The sequence below is a fragment of the Rhizobium sp. RU20A genome (genome assembly GCF_900155885.1).
Lineage (GTDB): Bacteria > Pseudomonadota > Alphaproteobacteria > Rhizobiales > Rhizobiaceae > RU20A.
This window is the reverse complement of sequence record NZ_FTMB01000001.1, coordinates 873,394-890,824: the sequence shown is the minus strand read 5'-3', so window position 1 is coordinate 890,824 and position 17,431 is coordinate 873,394. Positions and strand designations below refer to the sequence as shown.

The following is a 17,431-nucleotide window of genomic DNA, read 5'->3' as shown; positions in this document are numbered from 1 at the left end:
GGAGGCCACTCCCGCCGCTTGTCGTTTGGGGCGCGCCGGTCCGCAGCTCAGCGGTTATAGACGGCGGTCATCCGTGCGGTGGCGATCGTGTTCGCACCGATCATGAAGCCGGCCAGCGCATTGCTGGCGTTGTCCGGCAGGTCGAGTGTCTCGGTCGAGAGCGCATGGACGGTGAAGATGTAGCGGTGGACCTCGCCGGGCGGCGGGCAGGCGCCGCCGAAGCCCGTGGCCCCGTAATCATTCTTGAGCTCGACTGCGCCCGCCGGCATCGTGCCGTCGCTGCTCGCGCCACCCTCGAGGGCGGTGACGGTTGCGGGGATGTTGACGGCGTTCCAGTGCCACCAGCCCAAGCCTGTCGGGGCATCCGGATCGTAGGCGGTGATCGCAAAGCTCTTCGTGCCCTCTGGCGCGCCGGTCCAGGCGAGGTCGGGGGAGCGGTTCTTGCCCTCGCAGCCGAAGCCGGCGAAAACGGAGTCCGGCACAAGTTGCATGCCTTCTGCGATGGTCTTGCTGGTCAGCTTGAAGTCGGAGGCGCTGGCGCCCGAACCGAGTGTGGGGGCAACGAGGAGCGCGGAGAGGAAGAGGGCTTTCGACATGAACGTGTCCTTTCTGAACGGTTGATCGTGCAGCAAGGCGTAGCGCTCCCCACGCTGTCCTGCTTCCGGCCAACACGCAATGTCTGTCGAAGAACGCTCAATCTTCCGCGCTGCGGATCGATCTCGGCTTAATTCCGAACCTTTCACGAAAGGCGTCGGAGAAATGCGAGGGTGTCTTGAAGCCGCAGTCGAGCGCGATCTCGGAGATCGGCCGCGTTGTGCTCTGCAGACGTGCGAGCCCCTTTTCGAGCCGCGTGTTCATCAGGACGCGATGAAATCCGGGGCCGGATTTGGTCAGCCAGCGGCGAAAGGTGGCTTCGCTCATCGCGAAATGCCGGGCGACCTCGCCGACGCGCCAGCGCCGTGCCACGTCGGATTCGATCAGGCGTCGCACCGCGCTTGAGGGCTGGTCTTGATCCTGCGCCGGTAACTGGATTCCATGATGGCGCAGACACAAGAGCGGCTCGAGGAGGCGGTGGCGCCGGACGAGCGGCGGCAGGTCGGGCCGCTCCACCGTCTCGCGCAGCAGATTCAGCATCTCGTGCGGGCGGCAGGCGGCGCGCAGGATCTGGATGCCGGCCGAACTATGCCGCGGCGTGTGTTCGGAAAAGACTTCCTGCACCAGATCACGCGGGAAATAGACACCCTCGGCGCGGTAGCCGACCTTGGGGATCGGGCCGTTTTCGAGCGTGACGATCGAACCGGTAGGGAAGACCAGCAGGTCCCCTTCCTCGCCGATGATTTCGCCATGGACGGGGCAGAGAACCCGCTTGGTGCCGGACGTGATGAAGCACAGGAAAGTGAGACCGATGAAGAGATCGGTGAAGGTTGCGGCTGTCGCCTGCGTGATCGAAAAGAGCGAGACGCCGGTTGGCGCTTCCGTTGCTGCCGGCTCGTGATCCTCTATCGACGCCGTCCCGGTCGGGTGCATGTCCATATCGGAGTATCCTTGCTACCAATCGATGGAAAACCGCTCTGCTGCCGGCTGCCGGGATGGCGATGCGGGGGTGGTGGCTGTGCTTTCGGAGGGGATACTGGTGGCGGCGTGACCCCTCGGAGGGGCGTTCTGATGCGCGTGCGTGTCGATTCAAGTGCTTGCGGGGTTGTTTTCCCATTGTGAATCAAAAAGGCCCGCCAGTCTTACGGCGGGCCTTTCCGATCGTTGTATTCACGCCCGCATCAGCTGAAGCGGCCGGCGGCGTGAGCGAGCATCGTGTAGACCTTGCCCGTGTCGGAGGTCAGGTAGCTCTGCGTCATGGTCCGGTCGCGGTCGTTGCGGGCGACGTCCGAAAGCAGCTTTTCGAAATCGCCGATGTAGCGATCGACAGCGGTGCGGAACTCCGGCTCGCGGTCATATTTGCGCTTGATCTCGTCGAAGGTCTGCTGGCCCTTCAGCGTGTAGAGGCGACGGGTAAAGACGTCGCGCTCGCCGCGCTGGTAGCGGCGCCACAGATCGACGGAGGCGTCGTGGTCGATGGCGCGGGCAATATCGACCGACAGCGAGTTCAGCGATTCCACCACATGGCGCGGGTTGCGCGCTTCCGTGGCGGGGCGAGCCTGGGGCTGCGGCTGAAGCTCGGGCTGGCGCTGAGCCGGGGCGGCCGGTGCTTCCTCGCGGGAGGCCGCACGCAGGAGATCGCGCACCCAGCCGCCGCCTTCTTCCTGACGGGGGCGGTATTCCGCAGCCGGATCGGCGGCGGGCAGGCGCGTCTGGGCGGGCTGCGTGGCACGCTCAAGACCGAGGCTGCCGCGCAGGCCGTCGGCCTCCGGCCGGGCCGCCCGCACGGGGGCTGCGGCCGGCGCGCTGGCGGGCTGGGTCGCGGCAAGGCCGGTGCCCATGGTGCCGACGGCGGGACTGGCTGCCGCCGCCATGGTGCCGGGCAGGGTGAAGGGAAGGCCCGTGGGCAGGCCGGGCTGCGCTGACGGGGCGGCCATGGCGCCAGCCTGCGGCGCGGGGGCTGCAAATTCCAGCGCGTTGGACGAGCGGCCGATGATCGAGGACAGGTCCTGCAGGGCCTTGATCTGCTCGGCCACGGCGCGGCGCATGGCGCCGGCGCTTTCCTTGGCTTCTTCGGGCAGATCGAAGGCGCCGCGCTTGAGGTCCTCGCGCGTTGCACCGAGTTCGCGGCAGATCTCGTCGGCGGCGCGGCGGATTTCTTCCGTGGCGCCGGAGAAGCGGGCGATGGCGTCGTCGGCCGACTGGCGCAGGACCGCACGCAGTTGCTCGCTGGCGCCCTCGGAGCGCTTGCCGGCTTCGGCCAGAACGCGGTCCACATCGGCGAGCGACGTGCCGACGCTGCCGCGCAGCCGCTGGGCGACTTCCTTGGAGCGCTCCTCGGCCGTGCGGAGGGCCTGTTCGACGCTCTCGGTCGCCTCGGCACCGGCCTGGGCGGCGGTGCCGCGCAGGTTTTCGGCCGCCTTGATGGCGCGCTGTTCGGCAGCGGAAAGAACCTGATTGACGTCCTCGTAGCTTGCGCGCAGGCCCTCGCGGATGGCGTTGGCGACCTGGGCGGAACGCTCCTCGGCCTGCCGTGCGGTGCGCGTGACCGCCTCGCCGGCCTCTTCACCGGCCTTGACGACGGTGGTGCGCAGCGTCTCGGCGGTGGCGGCGGCACGGGTCTCGGCGTCGGTCAGCACGCGGCCGATCTCGGCAAAGGACGACTGGATGCCGTTGCGCAGCGTTCCCGTCGTTTCCACGGCACGCTGTTCGGCGCGGGCGAAGGCGGCGTCCACCAGGCTTTCCACCTGGCGCATGGTGTTCTCGACCTCCTCCGAGCGGCGTACGAGGCCGACGGAGAGGGTGCGCAGCGCTTCCTGGCGCTCGTCGAGCGTCGTCGCAAGGTTCGACTGGGCGGCGCCGAGAAGGTCGGACGCCTGGTTGAGAACCTTGGAGTGCTCCTCGAAGCGACCGACGATGCCGCCGATCTGGGAGAGCGTGTGGGACGAGACGTCCGCGAGCTTGTCGACGCGGCCCTCGATGAGGCGGGTCGAGCTGGCGAGGACATCGAAGACGCGCTCGGCCGTATCGGAAATGCGCTGCGTGGTGGCGTCGAGCTTGCCTTCCATCGTGCCGAGCGTGGTCTCGGCCGTGCCGAGCACTTCGCCCATGGCCGCATTGCTGCGGGCAAGGCGGTCGATCAGCGAGGTGGCGGTGGCTGCAAGGCGCGATTCCATCTGCTGCATGGCGCCGGCCGTCTCGCTGGCGCGGCCGGAGAGGGCTTCGATGCTCTCGCCGGTGCGCTGCGTGATGGTCTGCACCAGCGCGGCGCTTTCGGCCCGCAAGCGGTCGGCGCTGTCGCGGGCGGCGGCGCTGATCTGCTCGGCAGCATCCGCACCCGTTGCCGCGTAGCGATCGACGATCGGGCGGGCCTGTTCGTCGATCAGGCGGCCCAGTTCGGCCGAGCGGGTCGAGAGCAGCGAATTGAGTTCGCGGGTGCTCTCGTCCAGCGTGGCGCGGATCGATTCGCCGCGGGCACCAAGCGCCTTTTCGATCGCGTCGAGGCTGGTCGCGACATTGCGGGCTTGGGCGTCGATGGTGCGGCCGGCTTCGGCAAAGCGCGAGGCGGCTGTTGCCGAGGCGGCATCAATGGTTTCCTGCACGGAGCGGGCGCGCGCGCCGATCTCCTCGCCGGCCGTGGCGAGCCGCTCCACGGCACTGCCGGCGGCTTCGTCAATGCTGGCATTGACGAGGCGGGCGCGGTCGCCGATGCGGTCATTGGCTTCGGAGAGGCGGGCAATCGCCGCATCGGAAGCGTCCGTGACACTGCGGGCGAGCGAGGCGCTGCGGCTGGCCGTCTCCTCGGCCTTCTGCTCGACGATGTCGGCAAAGCTGCGGCTCTGCTGCTCCAGCGTGCCGGTGAAGTTTTCACCGGTCTGGGCAAGACGTTCGGCGGCCCGGCGGGCTTCGGCGTCGATCTCCTCGGTGGTCTGCTGCACCGCGCTGCGCAGGGTGACTGCGAGCGAGCCGGCACGGGTTTCGAGTGTGCGGCTGACATTGTCGAGACCGACGCCGAGGGCGCGGTCCATGGTGCCGAAGCGCTCTTCCAGATGCGCCGCACCGCGCTCGACGGTCTCGGAGATCCGGCTCGCGCCGGTTTCCGTGACGCGCTCGAACTCGCCGACACGGGCCGACAGGGTCCGGTCGAGCTCAGCGGCAGTGTTGCCGCCGATCCGCTCGAACTCGCTGGCACGGGCCGCAAGGGTCTGGTCAAGCTGCGATGCGGTGCGGTTGCCGATGCGCTCGATGTCCCCGGCACGGGCGGCGAGCGTCTGCTCGAGCTGTGCGGCGGTGCTCTCGCCGATGCGCTCGATGTCGCCGGCGCGGGCCGAAAGGGTTTCGTCGATGCGCGCGGCAGCGTTGGTGGTGACGCGCTCCAGTTCGCCGACGCGGGCGCCGAGCAGGCTGTCGATCTGGCTGGCGGCCGAAGACCCGGCACGCTCGAGATCGATGATGCGGGTGGTGAGGCTGTCGCCGATCTCCCGGCCGGCGACATCGACCATGGCCTGGACGCCGGTGACGCTTTCGCTGATGCGATCGCCAAGGACGCCGATCGTGGTCTCGATCTGCAGCGCGGTTTCGCCGAGACGTTCATTGAGGCCGGAGAAGGAGCTGTCCATCTGGCTGTTGAGCGTATCGGCGGCGCGGCCGATATGCTGCGCCGTCTCACCAAGACGGTCGGCAATCGCGCTGGTGGAGGAGCGCAGGCGGTCTTCGAGCGCGATCGCACTCGATTCGATCGTCTGGCCGATTGCTGCCTTGCGCGCTTCGAGGGCGATCTCCAGTTGGGTCGCGCCCGAAGCAAGCGTGTTGGCGATTGCGTTCGACTGGTCGCCGAGCACGGCGTCGATCTGCTCGCGTCCCTCCGTCAGGGTGGAGCGGATGGCCCCGAGGCGTCCATCGAGGTCGTCGCGAATCTGCGTCTGCGTCGCCGACAGGCTCGATGCCAGCGTCTCGGCCGTGCCCGACAGGGCGCGTGCGGCCTCGTCGGAGCTGCGCAGCATGGTCTCGGTCAGGGTGCCGACGCGGCTCGCGAGCTGATCGCCAAGTTCGTTGGTTCGGTCGCTCAGCGTTTCCGCGGTGACGGCGGTGCGCAGGGCAAAGCCGCTGGCCAGATCGTCGAAGCGTTCGCCGACGCTATCGACCATCATGCGGGCCCGTTCGCCCATGTCGGCAATGCCATCGGTGAGCTTGGCGCTCAGGCGCTCGTGGCTTTCCGTCAGGGCGTGCTCGATCGTGCCAAGGCCGGAGCCGAGCGTTTCGGCAAAGGTGCGGCCGCTGGACAGAAGGGTCGAGGACAGGCGCTCCTCGCCGACGCCAAGCGCCGTTTCGATGGCGCTCGTGCTCCTGGCGAGGGTGGTGGCGACCCGGTCGTGGCCGGAGGCGAGGGTAGCCTCGACGGCGCTGATGCGGCCATCGAGCGTCTGGGCAATCTCCTGGCCGCTCCCCGAGAGCGTCGCGGCAAGGCGCACATGGCCGGCGGAGAGGTTGGTTTCGATCTGGGAGATTCCGCCCTCGATCGTGGTCGAGATGGCGCGGCTGTGATTGCCGATCGCGCCGTCGATGCGTTCGTGACCGGAGGCGAGCGTCGCTTCGATCGTCTCGATGCTGCTCTCCAGCCCGGTCTGGATCTGAAGGCTCTGGGCCATCAGCGTCGTCGTCAGGCGATCGTGGTTCTCGTCGAGCGTGCGGCCCATGTCGCGGCCGTGCGCTGTCAGCGTCGTCTCCAGCTGGTCGCGGGCTGCCGACAGGGTGATGTCCATGGCGCCAAGGCCGCTGCCGATCGCCTCGGCAATGCCGCCGGCCCCATCGGAGAGGACGGCATCGAGACGCTGCTGGCCGCCGGCTATGGCGCTTTCGACGCTCTCGATCTTCTCTGCAATGCTGGAACCGATCTTCTGCCCGTGGGTGGTGAGGACGTCGTCCAGGCGATCGGTGTTGGCGGCCATCGCCGTTTCGATGGCCAGCGCACCGGAAGCAAGGCCGTCATTGATGCGGCGTTCGCTCTCGACGAGGGTGCGCTGGAGCATTTCCGCGCGCCCGCCAAAGCCGTTGTCGAGACGGGTCTGGGCGGCATCGAGCGCGCCGAGGAGGGCGCTGGAGCGGTCGGCCAGCACGCCATCGACGCGGTCGTGCACGGACTTCAAGGCTTCGGTGAGGGCACCGGTGCGGGTGCCGATGCTCTGCTCGATGGCCGTCTGGGTGGCATCGAGGGCGCCGATCAGGGCGCCGGAGCGCTCGGCCAGCACGCCATCGACGCGCTGCTGTACGGTTTCGAGCGCGTCGGTCAGGGCGGCGGTGCGCTGGCTGACGGTGGTTTCCAGGGCGCGGGTGCGGCTCGTGATACCGTCCTCGATCGCCACCTGCGTGGCGCCGAGCGCGCCGATGAGGGCGCTGGAACGATCGGCCAGAACCGTGTCGATGCGCTGGTGCACGTCCTGCATGGCGGTGGTGAGGGCGGACGTGCGCGTTTCGATGGAGTCGTCAATGGCCGCCTGGGTGGCGCCGAGAGAGCCGATGAGGGCCGTCGAGCGCTCGAGAAGAATCGAATCGATCCCTTCCTGCGCCGTCGCCATGGCGTTGCTCATGGCGGTGGTGCTGCTCGTCAGCGTTTCCTCGATGGCGCTGCGGGTGGCGGCCAGCGCACCGATCAGCGAGGTCGAGCGCTCGGCCATGACCTGGTCGACGCGCTGGTGGGCGGCCTGCATGGCTTCCGTGAGGGCGCTCGTCTGGTTGGTGATGCTCTCTTCGATGAAGTCCTGCGTGGCGCCGAGGGTGGCGGCCAGGGTCAGGGAGCGATCGCTGATGGTGGAGCCAAGCTGCTCGATCCGCGCGTCGAGCACGCTGCCGATCGCGTCGGAGCCGGTGTCCACGGTCTTTTCGATGCGGCCGAGGCTGGTGGTGATGCGGCTGTCGAGTTCGCTGGCGCGGCGGTCGAAGGCATCGGCAAATTCGCTGAAGCGCGTATCGAAGGCGCCGGAGAGCTGGCCGACCGTCGCCTGCATCTTGTCTTCGAAGAAGCCCGAGCGGATGTCGAGGTCCATGATGGTTTCGTCGGCCACGGACTGAAGCGTCTGGCGGAAGGCCTGGCCCTTGTCGTCGAGCGTCGTATTGATCGACAGCAGCATTTCCTCGATGCCGCCGGCGATGGTCTGCTGGCCGAAATTAAGGGTCTCGTTGAGGTCGCGGGTGCGGGCGATCAGCGTTTCGTTGAGCTGGCGGGCGCGCTCGTTGAGGGCGGCGTTCAGCTTCTCGGTGTTGGCGTCGAGCGTCGAGGCGCGCGTCTCGAACTGGCCCAGCAACTGCTGGCCGCGCTTGTTGAGCGTCTGGCTGAGCTGGTCGAGGCGGGCGTCGAATTCGTTGCCGAGGGCAACACCGGCGGTCGTGAGGTTCGACAGAAGCGCATCGGTGCGCGTCGTCAGCATGGCGCTGACCGTCTGGATCGCGTTGGTCGATTTCTCGTTGAGCGTGGCGGCGCGCGTCTCGATCAGCGAGGCGAAGGCTTCGCCGGAGGTTGCGATGCGGCGGGACACTTCGTCGGTGACGCTGGCGATCTCGTCCTTCAGCTGCGACTGGGCGCCGATGATCGAGGAGCGGATGCGGTCGGCATGGCCAATGATCGCCTCGCGCTCCAGGCCGAGTTCCTGAACGAGGGCGCGCACCCGCAGCTCGTTGTCACTGTAGCTGCGTTCCAGCGCGTTGACTTCCGAATGCACGAGCGCTTCGAGCTCGGTCGCGCGGGCGATGGTGCGCTCGATGCCGTCGTTCATGGCCGAGACTTCGCGGCGCACGGCCTGACCGACCGACATGACGCGTTCGGCGGCGACGGTTTCCGGCTCGGAGAGGCGAAGGGCGACTTCCGCCATGGAGCGGGCGGCGATGCGCAGTTCCTGCACCCGGGCCACCAGAAGCGCCACGAGGAAGAACACCGCCATCGGCAGGAAGGCCGCCAGGAGAACGCCAATGGCGCCGGGCGCGCTCGACAGATCCGCCAGGGAGCGGATGTTCCACAGCGCCGGGCCAAAGAGCGTATTGGCTATGCCGAGCGTCCCCACCAGCCAGATCAACGACACGATGGCGGCGATGCGCATCGGGCGGCGACCCTGGCGCACATCGAAGGCGCGCAGCAGCGCGGAGGTCGAACGGCGGGAATCATCGTTGGCGGCGGCGAAGCTCGGGGACTTCGGCGCAGGGTCGGCGGCCTGCGCGCGCGCCTCGCTGCGCTTTTCCGGTGCAGCAGAGGGCGCGGCGGTACGGGCCTTGGCCTCGCGTTCGCGGGCCTCGCGGCGTTCGGTGCGGCCGGGCTGCGGTACGGGTTCGGGCATGCCGGACGGGGCCTGATCAGCATCGGCCTTGTCGTTCAACGAGGACTTCAGTTCGTCGAAGTCGATTCTCAAGGCATTTTCGAGCGCGCGAAATGCCTGATCGTCGATCGATTCGTTGCCCTTTTTCGTCGCCATACAGAAACGCCTCGTTACTATCCGCCGGGCCGGGTGACAGGGGAGAGATGCCGCCAGCACCACACCCTTCAATCGCCGTGACCGGCAAGGCCTGCCGGTTTCCCGCGATCATCGCGGGCGGGACCGTCACGCACCTTACACATTTACACAACCTGCGCCTTCGAAACCTCGGTTTTTCCACCATGTTCCGTCAGCGCGCCCTGACGCCGTTCACCGTGGCGAGAGGAAGCGGTCCTAAGCGTACCGTAGTGACACAGAAGCCCGCGCCACACAATTAACCGCCCGGTCCAATCGTTAAAATCCTAATGAATTCTTAATCCGCAGTTTTCGCGAGAGTGCTGAAAATCCAGCTTTTCGCGCGGTTTAACAGGCGTTAACCAAACTTGTAGATTTCCCGTCAGCGCGGCCCCGATTGCGCCCCGATTTAAGCCGATAGCAGCCGGCGTCGGCTAACACTTGATCCATGCCCTCCTGGATGCGTTCCCTGAGGAACAGATGCCGGTGATGGAACCGCCTAAGGCTTGAGGACGAGCCGTCCTTGCAAAGCTGCGGCGGCGATACCGATGAATGCTGACGGACAAAACAACAAAACAAGGGATACACATCACATGGCAGCTCTCAAGATTGCCTTCGAAGCGCCTGACAATTCCGGCATGTTCCGCCCCTCGCAGGCCCGACCGATCGATCTCGTCCACCTCGCCAACCAGACGATGGGCGACAAGGCGCTCGAGATCGAAGTGCTGCAGATGTTCTCGCGCCAGTCGCGCCAGCTGATGAAGGACATTGCCGGCGCCGACACCGAGGGCCGCAAGAGCGCTTCCCATCGGCTGAAGGGTGCATCGCTTGCCGTCGGGGCCCATGCCGTTGCCCGCGCCGCCGAGGCGATCGAAAACGACCCGGCCACCGACAGCCACCTCGCCGAACTGTCCGTTGCGGTCCTGGAGGCCGAACATTTCGTCCTGAAGCTCTGCCGCTGATCGCAAGCGCGCTTTGCTCTGGCCTGCGACATGATTTGCGGCCCGGCTGCCGGCGCGGGGGTAAGGTTGACTGCCCCCGCGATTTGAGGGAAGAACCGGACATTGCGGCGAGTGCCGGCCGTCTGGCCTCGCGGTCCCTCAATTCCACGAGATCACCGGGTTTGAAATGAGCAAGCTTACCATCGTCGCCTTCGACGGCACGCGCCATGACCTCGACGTCCAGGACGGCACCACCGTCATGGAAAATGCCGTCCGCAAGGCCATTCCCGGCATTGAGGCAGAGTGTGGCGGGGCCTGCGCCTGCGCGACCTGTCATGTCTATGTCGACGACGCCTGGACTGCCGCTGTCGGTGCGCCCGAAGCGATGGAAGAGGATATGCTGGACTTTGCCTTCGACGTGCGCCCGACATCGCGTCTGTCCTGTCAGATCAAGATGAGCCCGGCGCTCGACGGTCTCGTCGTGCACGTGCCGGAGCGGCAGGCCTGATTCATCCCGCTTGCTGAGCGAAACGACCGGCCATCATCCGTGATGGGTCCGGTCTCCGGCGCTTGCGCAAAAAAAAGCCTCGCAGGTCCGGGACCAGCGAGGCCAGGCGGGCGCGTCGCGTGATGATGAGGGAGGGAGCATCTCACGCCTGTGGACACGCCAGGAGAACACGGGACACAACGGAAACATATGCGGCTGAACGCGGTGGCGCGGCCACGCGCAAGCATTCTGCCAAGTCGTTCGATATCTTTGCCACGTTGCGGAGATCATCTCCGACAGAAGGCGTCTCCCGAACCAGTAGGCCGGTTGCATCGCTTCTTCTCAGCGCTGACGATGCTTTGGAATATACATGCGAACGGAGCGTTTTACTATCGCTAGAATTGACCGGTCATTTGCTGGTGAGGGCGATAGCGGCCGGACGATGGGTCAGCACGTCGCGAGGCGCGCCGTTAGCCGGCCAAGAATCTGAATTGACTTGTTTTCCGGGCCTGGCGCAGCCCTTAGAACCGATTGGCCGATTCGGGGCGAATGGTTAGATTGTGCTTACGATTCTCGGTCTTCGGCGCCGTGCGGGTCTGGCGGGTGCGTCACGATCAGTGGCTGGTCCGTCTCGCGTTGCGGCAGCCATGGCTGGCCAGACGGTTTCGGCAAAGGGGCGACCTGCTACTGCCGGGCCTGCTGCTGCTTGATCGTGTCGAGGCGGTATTGCAGCAGGCGGATCATGCGGCGGTCGAAGTTGATGGCTTCGGAGCGGTCGAAGCGGGCCTGATCCTTGTCGTGTTCGGCGATGGCCTTTTCGCTCTCGCGGGCGACAAGCGCCTGCAGGGCCTCGCAATCGGCCTGCGGCCGCAGGCGGCGCAGCGTGTTTTCGAGCGCGCGTGCGTGGTTGCGGGCAATTTCCGCATGCCGTTCCTCGTGGCGCTTGATATCGGCCGAGAGCGTGTCCCAGACGAGGGCGAGATCGGGATTGGCGCGCTTGCGGTTCACCCAGCGCGGCAGGATGATGCGGGTGTTGAGGCTGACGACGGCGTCGCCGACGGCGCATTTGCCGCCGCGGCTGACATAGGTGACCGAGCCGCCGAACTTGATGCGGGTGGCGCCGGGATGGCGCGCGCCCGTCGATTTCATCAGCGGCCCCTCGCGCGACAGCGCCTCATCCAGCTCCGACGCTGTCTTTCCGCCCACCGAGAAATAGGAAAAGCTCTTGGAAAAGCGCAGTTCGGCGCCGGCAGGGGATGCCGTCGAAACGGCAATCAACGCGGCGAGTGCGGCGGACAAGAAACGAAAGCGACGCATCGGCAAGGCTCTGGGCAATTGAACTTGTGCAAAGCTTGGGGCATAGGCTCGCGCAAAGCAACCGAATTCGCGCCACCTGCGCCGCTCGCCCCGGGTCTTTCATGGTCGATCCCTTCCAATCCTTTACCTGGACGCTGGCCCATGGGCGGTCGCTGACCCTCGGGCCGGCCGGGCATCTGATGGCGATCATCAATGTGACGCCCGACAGTTTTTCCGATGGCGGGGCGCATTTTTCCATTGATTCGGCCGTCGAAGCGGCGCTTGCCGCCCATCAGAACGGCGCGGCCATTCTCGATATCGGCGGCGAATCGACGAGGCCCGATGCCGAACCCGTGACGGCGGCCGAAGAACAGGCGCGGGTTTTGCCGGTGATCGCGGCGCTACGGGATGCGCTTCCCGACGCCATCCTCTCCATCGACACTTACCGGGCGGAGACAGCCGAGCGGGCGGTACTGGCCGGCGCCCATATCGTCAACGACGTGCACGGGCTGCAGCGCGAGCCGGATATTGCGCGCGTTGCGGCGCGGCACGGGGCGGGGCTCTGCATCATGCACACCGGGCGCGGGCGGGAAAAGCTCACCGATGTCGTTGCAGACCAGTTCGCCTTCCTTGATCGTTCGCTGGAGATCGCGGCTGCGGCCGGCATCGCCGACAGCCAGATCCTGCTCGATCCCGGTTTCGGCTTTGCCAAGGATGCCGACGAGAACCTTTTGCTGATGGCGCGGTTCGGGGATCTGCACCGGTTCGGCAGGCCCTTTCTGGTCGGCACGTCCCGCAAGCGGTTTCTTGGTGCGGTGACGGGGCGGCAGGCCCACGAACGGGATGCGGCGACGGCGGCGACGACGGCGCTGCTGAGGGCCGCGGGCGCGGCGGTTTTCCGCGTCCATGATGTCGCAATCAACAGGGACGCGCTTCGCGTGGCAGATGCTATGCTTGCGCACAGACTTGTGTCATAGCGCTCACGCATCGGAACGCGCGATTTGGGCGCGGTCGGACAGATGAGATGAGGAAGGGCGTGCGATGACCACGACATACAAGATCACGCTCAAGAACTGCGCCTTCTTCGCCCGCCATGGCGTGCATGACGAGGAGGAGTTTCTCGGCCAGCGCTTCTTCGTCGATGCGGAGATGGATGTGACGCCGGGCAGCGCGCTCGAGAACGACGCGATCGACGACACCGTTCATTACGGCATCGCCTTTACCGAGATCGAGAAGATCATCACCGGGCGGCGCTACTATCTGATCGAGGCGCTGGCGCATGAGGTGGCGCGCATGCTCTGTGCCACCTTCCCGCAGGTGCGCCGCGCCAAGGTGTCGATCCGCAAGCCGAATGCGCCGGTGCCCGGCGTGCTTGACTATGTCGAGGTGACCGTCGAGCACGTCGCCCCGTGACGATGGCCTCCGGACCCGTCGTCAGGGCCGCGCTCGGGCTTGGCGGCAATATCGGCGAACCCGTCGCGGCGATGGCGCGGGCGTTGCAGGCGCTGGATGCGCGTGCGGATACCACCGTTACCGCCGTTTCCCGTCTCTATCGCACCCCGCCCTGGGGCAAGACCGATCAGGCGTGGTTCTTCAATGCCTGCGCGCTGGTCGAAACCGCGCTTCAGCCGGAAGCTCTTCTGGATGTGGGGCTCGACATCGAGCGCAGCATGAAACGCGAGCGCATCGAGCGCTGGGGGCCGCGCACGATCGACATCGACGTGCTGCTGTGGGGCGATGCCTCGATCGCCAGCGAACGGCTGACCGTGCCGCATCCGCGCATGACGGACCGCGCCTTCGTGCTGAAGCCGCTCGCCGACATCCTGCCGGACGGCGTGACCGGCGGGCGCACGGTCGCGACGTGGCTTGCGGCGGTGGACAGGGCGGGTATCGAGATTGCCGATCCCGATAGCGGCTGGTGGCGGCGGGCTTAGCTGGGCCGCCGTCAGTTCGTCGTGGGGTCTGTCACATTGGTGGGGAGGATCGTTCCCGCATGGCGTTTCGATGAGGTCAGCCTCTCCGCAGGGTCATCCTCGGGCTTGACCCGAGGATCCATGTTTTCAGGCACTTACGGGTGCGGTTGTGGATCCTCGTGTCAAGCCCGAGGATGACGGCGGAGAGGGTTTTGCCGGTTATGAGAGGATCCACGCAGAGCTTTCGCGAAATTCTCTCGCGGCGTCCTCAGGCCGTGTACGAGATGCGTCGCGTCACGACCCGCAAACGAAAAACCCGGCGCAAGCGCCGGGCTTCGGGGCAGGGTCTTCCATACGATCCTACGGCTTGATCGAGCCGACGGCGATGTCATCGACCTGCCGGGTCAGGCTGACACCGATGACCGGGACCATGGTTTGATCGACCTTCACGGAGATGGTGATGTTCATGGTGCGGTCGTCATTGAGGCGGGCGATCATGGCGCCGTTGAGCTTCTTGCGGTTGATGCCGACGACGACCTTGTCCTTGGCGACATTGCCGGAGATGACATCGAGGCCCTTGCCTTCGGAGCCATCGAGGAAGGTGCCGGTGTAGCTCTTGCCGCCGCGCTTGATGGTGGCGGTCATCGGCTGCTTGAAGACGCCGACGCGGCAGAAGCCGTCCATCTTGAGGCCTGCCGGGCCCTGGTCGATGGAGGCGCCAGTGAGTTCGCAGGTGAATTTGGTGCCCTTGTACTTCCCGGCGACGATTTCGCCCGGACCCTTCCACTGGCCCGACACACGGTCGAAGAAGGCCTTGTCGCTGCCGGCGGCGTGGCCGGTTGCGGATGCCAGCGTGACGCCGGACAGAACTGCTGCCGCCAGGATGCGGGCAACCAAAGAAGTGCGCGAATACATGAACGATCCTTGATGTTCGACGGCTTTCGTAGCTTCGACATTTGATCGAGAATGGTTAATGGACGGTTTCGCGCGCCCTCCGCCGGTCCGGCAAAAGGACGGTTTGCAGGGGTTTCAACAGCCTGATTGGGCCCCTGCGGCTTTCGTGCAACACCGGGGCCGCGAGAGGCCGTCAGCCCGCCTTGCGGTCGCGTCCAAGCGGCGAGATCTCGGCCATGACATCGGCGACACGCGGGCGGGCAAGCGCGCTGAAGGCGACGGGGCGGCACAGATCCATGGCGGCAATGCCGATGCGCGCCGTCATCAGGCCGTTGACGACGCCTTCGCCGAGCTTGGCGGAAAGGCGCGAGGCGATGCCGTGGCCAACCACCTCCTGCACGAGGCTGTCGCCGACGGCGATCGAGCCGGTGACGGCGAGGTGGGCGAGCACGTCGCGCATCAGCCGCAGCATGCCGAAGGTGCCGGGGCGGCCGCCATAGAGGTCGGCCATGCCGCGCACGAGGCGCACGGCCTCGAAGCCGACATAGGCGAGATCAACGATGGCGCGCGGGCTGACGGCAGTGACGACGGAGACGCGCTTGGCGGCATCGAGCGTCATGCGTTTTGCGATCCGGTCAAGGGGTGCGAGCAGCTCGCGTTCGGCGAGATCGACGAGGTCGGATGCGTCGATAATGTCGTCGTCGCCCTCTTTCAGCCGGGCCCGACCCGCTGCCGTTTCGGGGCGGTGCGAGAGGAAGGTCGCGAGGCGGTCGATCTCCGCCCGTGCGGTCTTCGGTGTGCCCTTCAGTCGCTGGGTGGCGAGGTCGGCCTTGATGTCCTGCACGACGGCAAGCCGGCGCAGGCCGAGGAATTCGCGGATGCCAATGGCGGTCACGCCAAGGATGGCGAAGGCGGCGGCGGCCAGCGCCACATAGCCGAGCCAGTCGGCCCGGGCGAACAGATCTGCGATGAGACCGTCGATCCACAGGCCTACGCCGAGGGAGACGAGGATGCCGGCGCCGCCGAGTGCGATCGAGGCAAAGGGCGCGCGGCGTCGGCGCGCCGGCACGGCCGGTGGCAGGGCGTCGTCGAAGATATCCTGGTCGGCGGCCATCTCGGCCAGTTGTTCGTCAAAGGCTGCCGGCTTGCGCGGCGCGGCGGGCTCGGCGCGGCTTGTCTGCGCGGCCGGCTCGTCGAGGCGGATGGCGGCCGGGCGGCGGCGCGGGATGTCGGTGTCGCTGGTCATGCCAGACGGTCTCCCATCAGGAACTGCATGGCGCGGTCGAGGCGGATATGCGGCACGGAGAGCTTCAGGCCGCCGGCCGTCTCCTCGATGTGTGGCGGGCGAAAACGCACGAAATTCAAGCCCATGCGGGCGATATCCTCAGAGGTCGAATCCGTCCGTTCAAAAAGTGAGTCCGGATTTTCCGGCAAGTCACCGGGAAATATGGCTGTTTTCGTGTCGCCATCGAAGGTCTCGCCATTGATCGTCTCGCCGGCCAGGGGATTGCCGACGATGACGGGTAGGGCCTGTCCGTCATGGCGCACGGTGGCTTCACGGGTGGCGCGCACCGAGGCGATCGCCATGACTTCGATGCCGGCACCGGACAGACCAATGCGGTCGATGGCGCGGCCGACGATGCGGCGGGTGATCTTCTCCAGCCGGTCGTGGCTTTCATGGTGCAGGTGATCGGCCTTGGTGGCGGCAATCAGCACCTTGTCGATGCGGCGCGTGAGGAAGGAGGAGAGAAAGGAATTCTGCCCCGGACGGAAGGTGGCCAGCACGTCGCCGAGCGCCGTTTCGAGGTCGGCCAGTGATTCCGGTCCGCCATTGATGGCCTGCAGCGCATCCACCAGTACGATCTGGCGATCGAGCCTTGCGAAATGCTCGCGGAAGAAGGGCTCGACCACATGCGTCTTGTAGGCCTCGTAGCGGCGCTCCATCATGGCATGCAGGCTGCCCTTGGCCGGCTTCTCGTCGGTCAGGTTCGGCAGCGGCGCAAAGGTCAGCGCGGGCGAGCCTTCGAGATCGCCCGGCATCAGGAAACGGCCGGGGGGCAACACGGCCAGCGTGCGCCGGTCGGCGCGGCAGCGGGCGAGATAATCGGTGAAGGCGACGGCGAGGCGCCGGGCGTTCTCTTCTTCGGCCGGGGCGGTCGCATCGAGGCTTTCGGCGAGCGCCAGAAAGTCGCCGGAATGATCGGCGCGGATGCCGCGGCGGGCGAGGTCCACCGTGTTGCGGCTGAAGGTCGAATAATCCTGTGAGAGGAGCGGCAGGTCGAGCAGCCATTCGCCGGGGTAATCGACGATATCGACGGAGAGGCGGCCGGGCGAGAAAAGGCGGTTCCAGCCGCTGGCGCTCTGGTAGTCGAAGGTGAGGCGCAGCTGCGAGACGGCGCGGGTCGAATCCGGCCAGATGCGATCGCGCACCAGCGCTTTCACGTGATCCTCGTACTGGAAGCGCGGCACGGCATCGTCCGGCTGCGGCTCCAGCCTGACCTTGGAGACGCGGCCCGAGCGGATCGGCTCGAAGACGGGGATGCGGCCGTCATTGAGGAGATTGTGGACCAGCGAGGAGATGAACACCGTCTTGCCGGCCCGCGACAGGCCTGTGACGCCGAGCCGGATGGCGGGATCGGTGAGGCTGGTGGCGCGGTCGGCGATGTTGTCGATCACCAGACGGGCATCGTTGCGCAGGGAATGGAGGAAGCTGGCCACGGTATTCTTGATCCGGAGAGCGTGAGGCAGCGCCGGGACCGGGCTGCGGTTGGTCGTTCCCGTGCATATAGGAAGGCGCATCGCCACATCAAAGCGCTGCCGCGCCGAGGCCTG

At 66.6% G+C, this 17,431-nt stretch carries 12 protein-coding genes; 5 read left to right on the top strand and 7 right to left on the bottom strand.

The window, feature by feature from the left end:
* Positions 1-47: 47 nt before the first annotated feature.
* The 3 genes from F3H41_RS04335 to F3H41_RS04325 form a co-directional block, all read right to left on the bottom strand.
* Positions 48-596 (bottom strand): YbhB/YbcL family Raf kinase inhibitor-like protein, encoded by a 549-nt coding sequence (locus tag F3H41_RS04335; protein WP_149737306.1) that lies wholly within the window; start codon positions 594-596, stop codon positions 48-50.
* Between the two features lie 97 nt (positions 597-693).
* A complete protein-coding gene (locus F3H41_RS04330) occupies positions 694-1,533 on the bottom strand; it encodes an AraC family transcriptional regulator (RefSeq protein ID WP_244616072.1) in 840 nt (279 codons plus the stop codon).
* A gap of 242 nt (positions 1,534-1,775) precedes the next feature.
* Positions 1,776-9,053, bottom strand: a complete 7,278-nt coding sequence (locus F3H41_RS04325; RefSeq protein WP_149737305.1) for a kinesin — start codon at positions 9,051-9,053, stop codon at positions 1,776-1,778.
* A 608-nt stretch (positions 9,054-9,661) separates the two neighbouring features.
* Between F3H41_RS04325 and F3H41_RS04320 the strand changes: the two genes are divergently transcribed.
* Both F3H41_RS04320 and F3H41_RS04315 read left to right on the top strand, forming a co-directional pair.
* Entirely contained in the window at positions 9,662-10,030 is a 369-nt protein-coding gene (locus F3H41_RS04320) for an Hpt domain-containing protein (RefSeq protein ID WP_149737304.1), read from the top strand.
* Positions 10,031-10,196: 166 nt separating this feature from the next.
* A complete protein-coding gene (locus F3H41_RS04315; RefSeq protein ID WP_149737303.1) occupies positions 10,197-10,517 on the top strand; it encodes a 2Fe-2S iron-sulfur cluster-binding protein in 321 nt (106 codons plus the stop codon).
* 663 nt (positions 10,518-11,180) lie between these two features.
* Here F3H41_RS04315 and F3H41_RS04310 read toward each other — a convergent pair.
* Positions 11,181-11,813 carry a DUF922 domain-containing protein gene (locus F3H41_RS04310; RefSeq protein WP_149737302.1) on the bottom strand — a complete coding sequence of 211 codons (633 nt, stop codon included), beginning with the start codon at positions 11,811-11,813 and terminating at the stop codon, positions 11,181-11,183.
* 101 nt (positions 11,814-11,914) lie between these two features.
* On the opposite strand from F3H41_RS04310, the gene folP reads away from it, so the two are divergent.
* From folP to folK, 3 genes are all read left to right on the top strand, one after another.
* The gene (gene folP / locus F3H41_RS04305; RefSeq protein ID WP_149737301.1) at positions 11,915-12,769 is read left to right on the top strand and encodes a dihydropteroate synthase; all 855 of its coding nucleotides are present in this window, start codon (positions 11,915-11,917) and stop codon (positions 12,767-12,769) included.
* A gap of 64 nt (positions 12,770-12,833) precedes the next feature.
* Entirely contained in the window at positions 12,834-13,205 is a 372-nt protein-coding gene (gene folB / locus F3H41_RS04300; protein WP_149737300.1) for a dihydroneopterin aldolase, read from the top strand.
* A 2-nt stretch (positions 13,206-13,207) separates the two neighbouring features.
* Positions 13,208-13,726 (top strand): 2-amino-4-hydroxy-6-hydroxymethyldihydropteridine diphosphokinase, encoded by a 519-nt coding sequence (gene folK, locus F3H41_RS04295; protein ID WP_149738212.1) that lies wholly within the window; start codon positions 13,208-13,210, stop codon positions 13,724-13,726.
* Between the two features lie 339 nt (positions 13,727-14,065).
* Here folK and F3H41_RS04290 read toward each other — a convergent pair whose 3' ends face one another.
* The 3 genes from F3H41_RS04290 to F3H41_RS04280 all read right to left on the bottom strand — a co-directional run bounded on the left by F3H41_RS04290 (position 14,066) and on the right by F3H41_RS04280 (position 17,317).
* Complete coding sequence (locus F3H41_RS04290) at positions 14,066-14,620, bottom strand: hypothetical protein (RefSeq protein ID WP_149737299.1); 555 nt, start codon at positions 14,618-14,620, stop codon at positions 14,066-14,068.
* A gap of 172 nt (positions 14,621-14,792) precedes the next feature.
* Positions 14,793-15,845 (bottom strand): TIGR01620 family protein, encoded by a 1,053-nt coding sequence (locus tag F3H41_RS04285; protein ID WP_149737298.1) that lies wholly within the window; start codon positions 15,843-15,845, stop codon positions 14,793-14,795.
* Positions 15,842-17,317: a YcjX family protein gene (locus F3H41_RS04280; protein ID WP_149737297.1), complete on the bottom strand. Its 1,476-nt coding sequence runs from the start codon at positions 17,315-17,317 to the stop codon at positions 15,842-15,844. Before F3H41_RS04280 ends, F3H41_RS04285 begins: the two co-directional genes overlap by 4 nt.
* Positions 17,318-17,431 lie beyond the last annotated feature (114 nt).